Origin of the sequence: Vallitalea maricola, from assembly GCF_036985595.1 — a bacterium.
Lineage (GTDB): Bacteria > Bacillota > Clostridia > Lachnospirales > Vallitaleaceae > Vallitalea > Vallitalea maricola.
This window is the reverse complement of the sequence record NZ_BTPU01000037.1, coordinates 23,168-37,567: the sequence shown is the minus strand read 5'-3', so window position 1 is coordinate 37,567 and position 14,400 is coordinate 23,168. Positions and strand designations below refer to the sequence as shown.

13 protein-coding genes and 1 other annotated feature are annotated in these 14,400 nt (G+C 33.2%); all 13 genes read left to right on the top strand.

What is annotated here, in order from left to right:
• Positions 1-11 precede the first annotated feature (11 nt).
• The 13 genes from fliD to rpoC all read left to right on the top strand — a co-directional run bounded on the left by fliD (position 12) and on the right by rpoC (position 14,333).
• On the top strand, positions 12-1,508 hold the full coding sequence (fliD, locus tag AACQ14_RS12735; RefSeq protein ID WP_339363957.1) for a flagellar filament capping protein FliD: 1,497 nt from the start codon (positions 12-14) through the stop codon (positions 1,506-1,508).
• The gene (fliS, locus tag AACQ14_RS12730; RefSeq protein ID WP_339363956.1) at positions 1,505-1,912 is read left to right on the top strand and encodes a flagellar export chaperone FliS; all 408 of its coding nucleotides are present in this window, start codon (positions 1,505-1,507) and stop codon (positions 1,910-1,912) included. Before fliD ends, fliS begins: the two co-directional genes overlap by 4 nt.
• A 17-nt stretch (positions 1,913-1,929) precedes the next feature.
• On the top strand, positions 1,930-2,121 hold the full coding sequence (locus tag AACQ14_RS12725; RefSeq protein ID WP_113672557.1) for a YjfB family protein: 192 nt from the start codon (positions 1,930-1,932) through the stop codon (positions 2,119-2,121).
• Between the two features lie 47 nt (positions 2,122-2,168).
• On the top strand, positions 2,169-2,651 hold the full coding sequence (gene flgN, locus AACQ14_RS12720; RefSeq protein WP_339363955.1) for a flagellar export chaperone FlgN: 483 nt from the start codon (positions 2,169-2,171) through the stop codon (positions 2,649-2,651).
• Positions 2,652-2,823: 172 nt separating this feature from the next.
• Positions 2,824-2,973, top strand: coding sequence for a 50S ribosomal protein L33 (gene rpmG / locus AACQ14_RS12715; protein ID WP_113672555.1), 150 nt, complete (start codon positions 2,824-2,826; stop codon positions 2,971-2,973).
• A 35-nt stretch (positions 2,974-3,008) separates the two neighbouring features.
• Positions 3,009-3,203, top strand: coding sequence for a preprotein translocase subunit SecE (gene secE / locus AACQ14_RS12710; RefSeq protein ID WP_339363954.1), 195 nt, complete (start codon positions 3,009-3,011; stop codon positions 3,201-3,203).
• A gap of 81 nt (positions 3,204-3,284) precedes the next feature.
• Positions 3,285-3,803 carry a transcription termination/antitermination protein NusG gene (gene nusG, locus AACQ14_RS12705; RefSeq protein WP_113672553.1) on the top strand — a complete coding sequence of 173 codons (519 nt, stop codon included), beginning with the start codon at positions 3,285-3,287 and terminating at the stop codon, positions 3,801-3,803.
• Positions 3,804-3,894: 91 nt separating this feature from the next.
• Positions 3,895-4,317: a 50S ribosomal protein L11 gene (gene rplK, locus AACQ14_RS12700; RefSeq protein ID WP_113672552.1), complete on the top strand. Its 423-nt coding sequence runs from the start codon at positions 3,895-3,897 to the stop codon at positions 4,315-4,317.
• Between the two features lie 68 nt (positions 4,318-4,385).
• Entirely contained in the window at positions 4,386-5,087 is a 702-nt protein-coding gene (gene rplA / locus AACQ14_RS12695; RefSeq protein ID WP_339363953.1) for a 50S ribosomal protein L1, read from the top strand.
• A 58-nt stretch (positions 5,088-5,145) separates the two neighbouring features.
• Positions 5,146-5,318: a sequence feature (ribosomal protein L10 leader region), on the top strand.
• Between the two features lie 83 nt (positions 5,319-5,401).
• Positions 5,402-5,971, top strand: coding sequence for a 50S ribosomal protein L10 (rplJ, locus tag AACQ14_RS12690; RefSeq protein ID WP_339363952.1), 570 nt, complete (start codon positions 5,402-5,404; stop codon positions 5,969-5,971).
• A 26-nt stretch (positions 5,972-5,997) separates the two neighbouring features.
• On the top strand, positions 5,998-6,375 hold the full coding sequence (gene rplL, locus AACQ14_RS12685) for a 50S ribosomal protein L7/L12 (RefSeq protein ID WP_113672549.1): 378 nt from the start codon (positions 5,998-6,000) through the stop codon (positions 6,373-6,375).
• 528 nt (positions 6,376-6,903) lie between these two features.
• Entirely contained in the window at positions 6,904-10,755 is a 3,852-nt protein-coding gene (gene rpoB, locus AACQ14_RS12680) for a DNA-directed RNA polymerase subunit beta (protein WP_339363951.1), read from the top strand.
• Between the two features lie 17 nt (positions 10,756-10,772).
• Entirely contained in the window at positions 10,773-14,333 is a 3,561-nt protein-coding gene (gene rpoC / locus AACQ14_RS12675) for a DNA-directed RNA polymerase subunit beta' (protein WP_339363950.1), read from the top strand.
• The last annotated feature ends 67 nt before the right edge of the window (positions 14,334-14,400 follow it).

Genomic DNA, 14,400 nt, shown 5'->3' with positions numbered 1-14,400 from the left:
GAGTGATTAATATGGCAGTAAGATTTTCAGGATTAGCTTCAGGACTTGAAACAGACAAAATTATAAAAGAACTAATGAAAGCAGAAAGAATGAAGGTAGACAAAGTAAAAAAACAGAAGACAAAACTTGAATGGAGAAAAGATATCTGGAAAGAAATGAATAAAAAACTATATTCTTTCTATACTAAACAAGTTTATAACTTAAGATCTAAAGGAACATTCATGGAAAAGACTACAGTATCTTCTAATGACTCCATTATTTCTGCTAAAGCTAATGTAAACGCTGCAGAGGGAACTCATACAGTTACTATAACTCAACTTGCAAAGGGTTCTTTCCTAACAGGAGATAAAATAACAAAAGATAAGGATAATAATGACATAGATGTAGAATCATCAACTAAAATAAGTGAATTATTGGATTTTGGTGCAGCTACTGAAAAAAAGATTAATATTACAACCAAAAACGGTGGAACACCAGTAGAGATAACTATAGGCAAAGATGATACAATGGCTCAAATAGTATATAATATTAAAAAAGCTGTTGAAGACGTTAATATTTCATTTGATAGTAATTTTGACCGAGTAATGATGTCAAGTAAGAATCAAGGTGATGATGTTAAGATTCAAGTAGGTGGAGATACCGATTTAATTAAAGCCTTAGGATTAGAAGGTAAAGTAGGTACTGATGGAGAAAATTCTATATTTACCTACAATGAAACAGAATTAGTATCTGATAGTAATGAAATAACTGTTAATGGTCTTACTCTAACCTTAAAAGCAAAAGGTGATGCTAATATAACTGTTAATCAAGATACACAAGCTATGTATGACAATGTAAAAGATTTCATAACTGAATATAATAAAATTATTGTTGAAATTAATGAAAAACTTGGTGCGGATAGAGTTGTAGGATATGAACCTCTTACTCAAGAAGAAAAGCAAGCAATGTCTGAAGATGATATAAAATTATGGGAACAAAAGATTAAAGATTCATTATTAAGAAGAGATGATATTCTAACTAGTTTAGTAGATTCCATGAGAAGTATTGTTGGAAGTAGTAGTGGGGTGGATACATCAGGTCTTGAATATCGATTTTTATCTGATTTAGGAATTGTAACAGGAAATTATACTGAGAAAGGTCTTTTACATATTGATGGAGATGGAGATGATCCACTATATGCTGCTAAAACAAATAAATTAAAAGAAGCAATTGAGAAAGATCCAGAACAAGTAGCTGATTTATTAAATGCAATAGGGGATGAACTGTACTCAAAAATGCAAGAAAAAATGAAATCAACAGAGATAAGTAGTGCATTCACTTTCTTTAATGATAAACAAATGGACAATCAAATAGATGATTACAAAGATAGAATAACTGTATTAGAGGACAAGTTAGCTGACATAGAAGAAAGATATTACAGACAATTCACTGCCATGGAAAAAGCAATTCAAATGATGAACAGCCAAAGTGCATCACTAGCATCAATGTTAGGAGGAGGGTCTCAATGATAACAAATACTGGATATAACAAATACCAAAATAACTCGATCTTAACGGCTTCCCCACAAGAACTAACACTAATGCTATATAACGGTGCAATAAAATTCTGCAATCAAGCTATAGTATCTCTAGATAATAATGAAATAGAAAAAGCTCATAATTATATTAATAGAGTGGAAGATATTATAGAAGAATTTGTTATTACATTAGATGAAAAATATCCAGTAGCAGAAAGTTTTAAAAAAATGTATGACTACATAAATGATAGGCTAGTAGAAGCAAATATAACTAAAGACAAAGAAGTATTAGAAGAAGTTTTAGGTTTCCTAAGAGAACTTCGTGATACTTGGAAAGAAGCTATGAAGCTTGCAAAGATTCCTAAAAATAAAGACACAACTAACGTTACAGAATAAAGGAGTGAAGTGATACTATGGATATAGCAGCACTATCAACATCTTTGTCACAAGGGAAAATTATGTCTCAAGTTAATATTTCATTAAGTAAGATGGGTATGGATATGGTAAAACAGCAGGGACAAGCGTTGGATCAGCTTATACAATCTGCTTCACTAGAAACATCAGTCAATCCACATATAGGAGCTAATATAGATATTAGGCTCTAATTAACTTGATCAACATTTACTTATATAAGTAGAAAAGAGGTATTTGCATGTTGGATATTAACACCTATCTTAATATATTATTAGATTCGTTGGATAAGAAGTCAGATGTTCTCAGAAACATCTATGAAGTTACTAGAAAACAAAGTGAATACGTTAATAATAATAAGTTTGATCTAGAAGAATTTAATGAGTTTATGGCTGAAAAGCAAAAATATATAGACGAGATAGCGATTTTAGACTCAGGTTTTCAGTCAACATTTGATAGAGTATCAAAAGAGCTTGAAGGAAATGTTTACCTATATAAAGACAAAATAAAATTACTAAAGAATAAAATAACTAGTGTATCTGAAATAGGTATTGATATACAAGTATTGGAAGAAAAGAATAAAGTAATAATAGAAGAACATTTCAATAACAAAAAAAGAGAGATAAAAACTTTCAAAAAGAGTAAGAAAACGGCAACAAACTATTATAAGAACATGAATAACTCTTTTAAAGATAAATCTTACTTCTTGGATCAAAAAAAGTAAAATAAGCTCAGGGTCATAGAAATATTACTATAATAATAAAATTCTTTCGAAAACCTTGACAGTAGAACCCACAATATGATATATTATATACGCATATTTGTAGGGCTCTTTTTTTTATGCCGTAAAATAATATGCAATTCTCTAAACTTATAGACAAGTGGAGGTGGAAGTTGTGCGTGTCAAAATAACTTTAGAATGTACTGAATGCAAGCAAAGAAATTACAACACAACAAAAGAGAAAAGATTACATCCAGAAAGACAAGAAACAAAAAAATACTGCAGATTCTGTAGAAAACATACTCTTCATAAAGAAACTAAGTAATTTTCTGCAATAATTTGCACAAAGGAAGTGAAAACATGGGTGAAGCCAAAGTTGTTAAAAAGAAAAGCTTTTTTAAAGGTTTAAAAGGCGAATTTAAAAAAATCATATGGCCTGATAGAACAACATTAGCAAAACAAACAGTTACCGTAATATTTGTTTCATTAGTGGTTGGAGCTATAATTACTGTAATAGACCTATTGTTTCAAGCAGGAGTAGGGTATATTTATTAGAAAAATTGGTATACTCTTCAAGTATGTAGAGATTATAATTTTATTATAATCCAAGTGAAATAAGTAAAGAAGGATGGTTCTATGGCAGAAGAAGCTAAATGGTTTGTTGTGCATACTTATTCAGGGTATGAGAACAAAGTTAAAGCTAATATTGAAAAATTAGTTGATAACAGAAAATTACATGACCAAATATTAGAGGTAATTGTACCACTATACAAAGTTGTAGAAGAAAAGAATGGAAATAAAAAAGAAGTAGAGAAAAAAACATTTCCAGGATACGTTATCATTAAGATGGTCATGAACGACGATACTTGGTACGTTGTAAGAAACACTAGAGGTGTTACTGGATTTGTTGGACCTGGATCAAAACCTGTACCATTATCTGAAGAAGAGATAAAAAATATGGGTATTGATATTGAGGTTGTTAACATTGAGGTAGAGACTGGTGATTCCGTTAAAGTTACTGAAGGACCTTTTGAAGGATCTGTAGGTATTGTTAAGGAAATTCATGAGCATAAACGTACCGTAATAGTTAATCTTTCAATATTTGGTAGAGAAACACCAGTAGAATTAGACTTTACAAAAATGGAAAAAATTTAATTTATTATGGTTTTATAGTGTGAACTACGTTTGTTCATGCTAGTGGGAGGGAAATCCCGTTAAATACCACAAAATTCAGGAGGTGCCCTTAATGGCTAAGAAAGTTACAGGAATGATAAAATTACAAATTCCAGCTGGTAAAGCTACACCAGCACCACCAGTAGGTCCAGCACTAGGACAACATGGTGTAAACATAATGCAATTTACAAAAGAATTTAACGCTAAAACAGCTGATCAAGCAGGAATGATTATTCCAGTAGTAATTACTGTATATCAAGATAGAAGTTTTAGTTTTATCACTAAGACTCCACCAGCAGCTGTATTACTTAAAAAAGCTTGTAAAATAGACTCTGGTTCAGGAGTTCCTAATAAAACAAAAGTAGCTACAATTTCTAAAGAAGAAGTTCAAAAAATTGCAGAATTAAAAATGAAAGATTTAAATGCTAGTTCTATTGAATCAGCTATGAGTATGATTGCAGGAACTGCAAGAAGCATGGGAATTGTTGTAGAATAGACAGTGTTACTACAAAATTCACACTGTGGGAGGGTTGCTCCCGATATTACCACAAGGAGGTTAATGAAATGAAAAGAGGAAAAAGATATAAAGAGGCTGCTAAATTAGTCGATAGAACAACACTATACGATCCACAAGAAGCAGCTGACATTGTTGTAAAAACAGCTAGTGCTAAATTTGACGAAACTATTGAGTGTCATATTAAATTAGGTGTAGACAGCCGTCATGCTGACCAACAAGTACGTGGAGCTGTTGTACTTCCACATGGAACAGGTAAATCAGTTAGAGTATTAGTATTTGCTAAAGGTGAGAAAATTACAGAAGCAGAAGAAGCAGGAGCAGATTTTGTTGGAGGGAATGAATTAATTCCTAAGATTCAAAATGAAGGTTGGTTAGACTTTGATGTTGTAGTAGCAACACCTGATATGATGGCAGTTGTAGGTAGACTTGGACGTATACTTGGTCCAAAAGGATTAATGCCAAATCCAAAAGCTGGAACAGTAACAATGGACGTTGCAAAAGCTATTAAGGATATAAAAGCAGGTAAAATTGAGTATAGATTAGATAAAACAAATATTATTCACGTTCCAATCGGAAAAGTATCATTTGGAACAGAAAAGATTATGGACAACTTCCACACTTTAATGAGCGCAATTATAAAGGCTAAGCCATCGGCTGCCAAAGGTCAATATTTGAGAAGTGTTGCAATAACTTCTACAATGGGACCTGGAGTTAAAATCAACGGAGATAAAATATCTGTAGAAAAATAGTTGACAAGCTATTTAGTAGATGTTATAATACGTTGGAAAATTAAATAATACGTTAATCTCTTTGGAGATAACTTAACCGTAGACAGTAGGTACTATTATTTAGTGTAAAGGATAACCACCTACCGAGGTATTACAAGTAAACAATAACAATTTAGAAATTACTTCTGATTGTTGATTGATATGAATTGTTAACCTCTTTGTCTATGGGCAAAGAGGTTTTATTTATTAAGTACAAAACATAATGTTTTTACTAAATATAATACGATGAGAATCGTACTAAGAACTGTAACTTTGAATTTAAGGAGGTGTACAGGATGCCAAATGTAGAATTAAAGCAAACAATAGTAGATGAAATTAAATCAAAACTTGATGGAGCATCATCTATAGTGCTTGTTGATTATCGAGGTTTAACAGTTGAAGAGGATACAAAACTACGTAAAGACCTTAGAGAAGGAAATGTTCTTTATAAAGTTTACAAAAACACAATGATGAATTTTGCCTTCAAAGGTACAGATTTTGAAGAGTTAAAAGATCATTTAGAAGGTCCTAGTGCTATTGCAATAAGTTATGAAGATCCTACAGCTGGACCTAGAATACTTAAAAATGCAGCAAAAGACTTTAAAAATCTTGATTTTAAAGCTGGTGTTGTAGAAGGAACTTATTATGATGTTGAAGGTATTAAGAAAATAGCTTCAATACCTGGAAGAGATGAATTACTTGCTAAATTACTTGGAAGCTTCCAATCACCTATTTCAACATTTGCTCGTACAGTTAAAGCTATCGCTGACAAGGCAGAAGAAACAGGAGCTGAAACAGCTGCAGTATTAGCAGCTAATAAAGCAGAAGAAAAAGTTGAAGAAGCCCAAGAACAAACAGAAGAATAATATAAAAATTTCGGAGGTGTATAATAATGGCAAAATTAACTACAGCAGAAATAATTGATGCTATTAAAGAATTATCAGTATTAGAATTAAATGAATTAGTAACAGCGTGTGAAGAAGAATTTGGTGTATCAGCAGCAGCAGGTGTTGTAATGGCAGCTCCTGGAGCAGCAGGTGGAGCAGCAGCTGAAGAAAAAACTGATTTTGATGTTGAATTAACAGCAGCAGGATCACAAAAAATCAAAGTAATCAAAGCAGTAAGAGAGATTACTGGTTTAGGATTAAAAGAAGCAAAAGCATTAGTTGAAGGTGCTCCAACAAATGTTAAAGAAGGCGTAGCTAAAGATCAAGCTGAAGAAATGAAAACTAAGTTAGAAGAAGTAGGCGCATCTGTAACATTAAAATAATAATGAATTAAAGCCTCTAGCTAAGCTAGAGGCTAAATTTATAAAAGTCACTATTTTATATAAGAAGAAGTAAAATTTAAAAGTAAATAAATTGTGTAATTATTATTCTACATTAATTCTAATTAAATTGCGGCTCAGGTCGCTTTTATTAATTTCTAGTGATACAGACTTATTCATTCAAAAGTACAAATTCAATTCGAAGAATAATAATCTAAAAAAATCCAAAAACTTATTGACACACATTCTAATGTGTGGTAACATTTGATAATGCATTATTGTGGAGTTGTATGCTCATTAATCGTGTATACAAAAAACTTAACAAATAATAGAAACCGAAAAATAACTCTAAAGAGTTGATTTTAACTGATATAAGACCATTTAGTATTCTAAATGAATAATAATTAAATAGATGTCAATGATATAAAAGATGATTAATGATACATGATGATACTGGCACTATATTAATTTTTAGCCAAAAATCATAGTATTTTTAGATAAATTTAAATTTAGCCAAGGGGTGAAACGTACATGGAAAAAAACAGAATTCGACCTATGAAGATCGGGAGAGGCCTTAGAATGAGTTACTCCCGAAAAAAAGAAGTCCTAGACATGCCAAATTTAATAGAAGTACAAAAAAACTCTTATCAATGGTTTTTAAAAGAAGGACTTAAGGAAGTATTTCGTGATATATCCCCTATTACTGATTATAGTGGGAACTTGGTACTAGAACTTATAGACTTCTCACTTAATAAAGAATTAAAGTACACAATTGAAGAATGCAAAGAAAGAGATGCCACTTACGCAGCTCCGTTAAAAGTAAAAGTCAGACTGATTAATAAGGAAAAAGATGAAATTAATGAACATGAAATTTTCATGGGTGACTTACCTGTAATGACAGAAACAGGTACATTTATTATTAATGGTGCTGAGAGAGTTATTGTAAGTCAATTAGTTCGTTCGCCTGGAATATACTATGGAATTAATTTTGATAAGATTGGTAAAAGATTATTCTCATCAACAGTAATTCCAAATAGAGGTGCATGGTTAGAATATGAAACTGATTCTAACGATATTTTTTACGTGCGCGTTGACAGAACAAGAAAAGTACCAATAACAGTATTAATAAGAACATTAGGTATCGGAACAGATGCAGCTATTGTGGATTTATTCGGGGAAGAGCCTAAAATACTTGCAAGTATTGAAAAAGATGGAACAACGTCTTACGAAGAAGGATTAATTGAGATTTATAAGCGTATAAGACCGGGAGAACCACCAACAGTAGAAAGCGCTGAGTCATTAATTAATACAATGTTTTTTGATCCTAGAAGATATGATTTGGCTAAAGTAGGACGATATAAATTTAATAAGAAATTAGCACTAAAAAATAGAGTTAAAGGCTTCCCTTTATCAGAATCAGTTGTTGACTTAACAACTGGTGAAGTAATTGCAGAAGCTGGAACCATAATTACTGAAGAAATAGCAGATAACATTCAAGATGCTGCTATACCATATATTTGGGTTACTGTTGAAGACAGAAAAGTAAAAGTACTCTCTAATCTAGCAGTAGATATAACTAAATATGTAGATATAGATCCAAAAGAATTTGATGTATATGAAAGAGTATATTACAAAGCATTACAAGAAATATTAGAAGAATACGATGACATAGAAGAAATTAAAGAAGCTATTAAGAGAAACATACACAAATTAATACCTAAGCATATAACTAAAGAAGATATATTAGCTTCAATTAACTATAACATTGCTTTAGAATATGGTATAGGAAATAAAGACGACATTGACCATTTAGGAAATAGAAGAATTCGTGCCGTAGGTGAATTATTGCAAAACCAGTTTAGAATAGGTTTGTCTAGACTAGAACGTGTTGTTAGAGAAAGAATGACAATACAAGATAGCGATGGAATATCACCACAGACACTAATAAATATTAGACCTGTTACAGCAGCTATTAAAGAATTCTTTGGTAGTTCACAGTTGTCACAGTTTATGGACCAGAATAATCCTTTGGCTGAGTTAACTCATAAAAGACGTTTATCGGCTCTTGGACCAGGTGGTCTTTCAAGAGAGCGTGCAGGTTTTGAGGTTCGTGACGTCCATCACTCTCATTATGGTAGAATGTGTCCTATAGAAACACCAGAAGGACCTAACATTGGACTAATCAACTCCTTAGCTTGTTATGCAAGGATTAATGAATATGGATTTATTGAGGCACCTTATAGAAAAATTGATAAATCTTCTGGAGTTCCAGTAGTTACAGATGAAGTAATCTATGTAACAGCTGATGAAGAAGAAAACTATAGAGTAGCGCAAGCTAATGAAATACTTGATGAAGAAGGCCACTTCTTGCACAAATACGTTACAGGTAGACATAAAGAAGATATATTAGAGATGGATGCTAACATCATTGACTTAATGGACGTATCCCCAAAACAGTTATTCTCAGTTGCAACATCAATGATTCCATTCTTGGAAAACGATGATGCCAACCGTGCGCTAATGGGATCTAACATGCAACGACAAGCTGTACCATTACTAATGACAGATTCCTCAATTGTAGGTACAGGTATGGAGCATAAAGCAGCTATAGACTCTGGTGTAGTAATTATTGCTAGACGACAAGGTGTTGTAGAAAGGGTTGCATCCAAGAAAATAGTTATTAAAACAGATGACGGACAACGAGACATCTACAAACTACAAAAGTTTTCACGTAGTAACCAAGGTACATGTATTAACCAAAGACCAATAGTTAATAAAGGTCAAAGAGTTGAAGCCTTGGAAGTCATAGCTGACGGACCATCAACGGATCACGGGGAAATAGCATTAGGTAAAAATCCTTTAATCGGATTTATGACTTGGGAAGGTTATAACTTTGAGGATGCTATTCTATTAAGTGAAAATCTAGTAAAAGAAGATGTTTATACATCAGTTCATATAGAAGAATACGAAGCAGAAGCAAGAGATACTAAGCTTGGACCTGAAGAGATTACTAGAGATGTACCAGGTGTTGGAGAAGATGCTCTAAAAGACCTAGATGAAAGAGGTATCATAAGAATCGGAGCAGAAGTACGTGCTAACGATATATTAGTAGGTAAAGTAACACCAAAAGGTGAAACCGAACTAACAGCAGAAGAAAGACTTCTTAGAGCAATATTTGGTGAAAAAGCCAGAGAAGTTAGAGACACATCTCTAAGAGTACCACACGGAGAAACTGGTATTATAGTTGATGTAAAAGTATTTACAAGAGAGAACGGAGATGAATTACCACCAGGAGTAAATCAATCCGTTAGAGCATATATAGCACAAAAAAGAAAAATTTCAGTTGGTGACAAGATGGCTGGACGACATGGTAACAAAGGTGTAATCTCTAGAATTTTACCAGTTGAAGATATGCCATTTTTGCCAAACGGTAGACCACTTGATATCGTTCTTAACCCATTAGGGGTACCATCCCGTATGAACATAGGACAGGTACTAGAAGTCCATTTAGGATTAGCTGCAAAAGCACTTGGATTCAAGATTGCTACACCTGTATTTGATGGAGCAAACGAAGACGATATCATGGATACATTAGAGCTTGCTAATGATTACGTTAATGAAGAATTTGATACATTTGCTTCTAAATACGGAGAATTATTACGACCTGATGTTCTAAAATATTTAGATGAAAACAAAGCTCACCGTGAAGAGTGGGCAGGTGTTCCAATTTCAAGAGATGGTAAGATATACTTGAAAGATGGTAGAACAGGAGAATACTTTGATAATCCTGTTACTGTAGGATATATGCATTACCTTAAACTTCACCATTTAGTTGACGATAAGATTCATGCAAGATCAACAGGACCTTATTCATTAGTAACTCAACAGCCTTTAGGTGGTAAAGCACAATTTGGTGGACAGAGATTTGGTGAGATGGAGGTATGGGCATTAGAAGCATATGGTGCTGCTTATACACTTCAAGAAATATTGACAGTAAAATCTGATGATGTAGTAGGACGTGTAAAAACTTACGAAGCAATTATAAAAGGTGAAAATATACCAGAACCAGGAATACCAGAATCATTCAAAGTATTATTAAAAGAATTACAATCTTTAGCCCTTGATGTTAAAATTCTTAGAAGTGATGCTACAGAAGTAGAAATCAAGGAAAATATGGATGATGTAGATGATTTATCTATCAACTTAGAAGGAAAAGAAGATGAATATATTGCTTCAGATGTTGTAAATGGTGGAGCTGGTAAAAGAGAAACTTCAGAAACGGATGAACTATTTGATGATATAGAAGACGATAGTTATGATGATATAGATGATGAGAATTTAACAATATCAGATGAAAAAGCATTATTTGACGATGATAAGTAAGAAGGGAGTGTCCAAAAGTGCCAAACGAGAATATAGAGCAATCAGTAAGCTTTGATGCTATTAAGATTGGCTTAGCATCTCCTGAAAGAATTAGGGAATGGTCAAAGGGAGAAGTAAAAAAACCTGAAACAATTAACTATAGAACGTTAAAACCTGAGAGAGATGGTTTGTTCTGTGAAAAGATATTTGGACCTAGCAAAGACTGGGAGTGTCATTGCGGTAAGTACAAAAAAATACGATATAAAGGTGTAGTATGTGATCGTTGTGGTGTTGAGGTAACAAAATCCAAAGTACGTAGAGAAAGAATGGGGCATATTGAATTAGCGGCGCCTGTATCCCACATATGGTATTTTAAAGGAATTCCAAGTAGAATGGGATTAATCCTTGACTTATCTCCAAGAACTCTTGAAAAAGTATTATACTTTGCATCATATATTGTAATAGATCCTGGTGAAACAGGATTGCAATACAAACAAATCTTGACAGAAAAAGAATATAGAGATGCTTATGAAAAATACGGTAATAAGTTTAGAGCTGGTATGGGAGCAGAATCCATAAAAGAGATATTAGCTAATATTGAATTAGAGAAAGAATCCGTAGAATTAAGAAAAGCTCTAAGAGAATCTTCAGGACAGAAAAGAGCTAGAATAATAAAAAGATTAGAAGTAGTAGATGCATTTTATAAATCCAATAATAAGCCAGAATGGATGATTATGGAAGTTGTTCCAGTTATCCCCCCTGATCTTAGACCAATGGTTCAATTGGATGGAGGAAGATTCGCTACGTCTGATTTGAATGATTTGTATAGAAGAGTTATAAATAGAAATAATAGACTTAAAAGATTACTTGATCTTGGAGCGCCTGACATTATTGTACGTAATGAAAAAAGAATGCTTCAAGAATCAGTAGATGCACTTATAGATAATGGTAGAAGAGGTAGACCAGTAACAGGACCAGGTAATAGACCTCTAAAATCATTATCTGATATGTTAAAAGGTAAACAAGGACGTTTTAGACAAAACTTGCTGGGTAAACGTGTTGACTACTCTGGACGTTCAGTTATTGTTGTAGGTCCTGAACTTAAGATATTCCAGTGTGGTTTACCAAAAGAAATGGCAATTGAACTATTTAAACCATTTGTGATGAAAAAATTAGTTAGTGATGGTTTAGCTCATAATATCAAATCAGCTAAAAAAATGGTTGAAAGATTAGAATCTGATGTATGGGATGTATTAGAAGAAGTTATCAAAGAACATCCTGTTATGCTTAACCGTGCTCCTACACTTCACCGTTTAGGTATTCAAGCATTTGAACCTGTATTAGTTGAGGGTAAAGCTATAAAGCTGCATCCTTTAGTTTGTACAGCTTATAATGCCGACTTTGATGGTGACCAAATGGCTGTCCATGTACCATTATCAGTAGAGGCACAAGCTGAGTGTAGATTTTTGCTTCTTTCACCTAATAACCTATTAAAACCTTCGGATGGTGCTCCAGTATCTGTTCCTTCACAAGATATGGTACTTGGTACTTACTATCTTACTCTTGAAAAAGATGGAGAAAAAGGTGAAGGTTACTATTTTAAGGACGAAAATGAAGCTATGCTTGCATATGAAAATGGAGAAGTAACTCTACATGCAAAGATACATGTAAGAAGAACAATGGAAATAGAAGGCGAAATAAAACAACAATTCGTTGAAACATCTGTTGGTAGAATTATATTTAATGAAGCGATACCACAGGATCTTGGTTTTGCGACTAGAAATAAACCAGAAGATAAATTTAAATACGAAATTGATTTCTTAGTAGGTAAAAAGCAATTGAAAGATATACTATATAGATGTATCAATATCCATGGTTCAACCAAGACATCAGAAGTTCTTGATGGTATTAAGAAACTTGGTTTCAAATACTCTACAAGAGGTGCATTAACTGTATCTGTTTCAGATATGGAAGTACCTGCAAGCAAAAAAGAAATACTTAAAAATGCAGAAGAAACAGTAGAGAAGATAACAAAACAATTTAAACGTGGATTCATGACTAATGAAGAAAGACGTTTAAAAGTTATCGAGACATGGAAAAATGCTGATGATACTATTACAGAAGCCTTACTTGGCGGACTTGGAAAATATAATAATATCTACATGATGGCTGACTCTGGAGCCAGAGGTTCTGATAAGCAGATTAAACAGTTAGGTGGTATGCGTGGACTTATGGCAGATACATCTGGTAAGACTATCGAATTACCAATCAAATCTAACTTCCGTGAAGGACTAGACGTTCTTGAATACTTTATTTCTGCTCACGGTGCTAGAAAAGGACTTGCTGATACGGCGCTTCGTACAGCCGATTCAGGATATCTAACAAGAAGACTTGTAGATGTTTCTCAAGATTTAATTATTAGAGAACATGATTGTTGCGATAAACACAATGCTCCAGGTATGTGGATAAAAGCATTCAAAGATGGTAACGAAGTAATTGAAAGTCTACAAGAAAGAATCACTGGAAGATGGTCTGTTGATGAAATAAAACACCCAGAAACTGGTGAGATTATAGTTGAAGAAGATACTCTTATTACACCACTAAAAGCAAAAGCTGTTGTGGATGCAGGTATTGATAAAGTTCACATAAGAACAGTTCTTACTTGTAGATCAGAAATTGGAGTTTGTGCAAAATGCTATGGTTCTAATATGGCAACTGGATTACCTGTTCAAGTAGGGGAATCTGTTGGTATTATTGCGGCACAATCAATCGGAGAACCAGGTACACAGCTTACAATGCGTACTTTCCATACAGGTGGTATTGCTGGAGACGATATAACACAAGGTCTTCCTCGTGTAGAGGAACTCTTTGAGGCTAGAAAACCAAAAGGATTAGCTATAATTGCTGAATTTGGTGGATTAGCTAGAATAAATGATACACGTAAAAAACGTGAAGTAGTAATCACAAACGAAGAAACTGGCGAAAGCAAAGCTTATCTAATACCATATGGTTCAAGAATCAAGGTAATGGATGGGGATGTAATTGAAGCCGGTGATGAGTTGACAGAAGGTAGTGTTAACCCACACGATATCTTGAAAATCAAAGGTAGCAGAAGTGTTCAAGACTACATGCTTCAAGAAGTTCAGCGTGTTTATAGACTTCAAGGTGTGGAAATTAACGATAAGCATATAGAAGTTATTGTTAGACAAATGTTAAAGAAAATAAGAATAGAAAATAGTGGTGATAGTGATTTCTTACCAGGAAGCCTAGTTGATAGGTTAGAGTTTGAAAAGATTAACGAAGAACTTGCTAGTAATGGTTTAGAATCAGCAGAAGGAACTCAAGTTATGCTCGGTATAACAAAAGCATCCTTGGCAACTAATTCATTCTTATCGGCAGCATCTTTCCAAGAAACTACAAAAGTCTTGACAGAAGCTGCAATAAAAGGTAAATCAGATCCTCTAATCGGATTAAAAGAAAACGTAATCATCGGTAAACTTATACCAGCAGGTACAGGTATGGAACGATACCGAAATGTTGGAATTGAAAAATACGTTGAAGAAGAACCACTAATTGACGACGTTCTCTTTGAAGAATAGAGATAAAAATGCAAAAAACACCCTGGATTTTTATAAAATTCAGGGTGTTTTATTAAAATCCTTGACA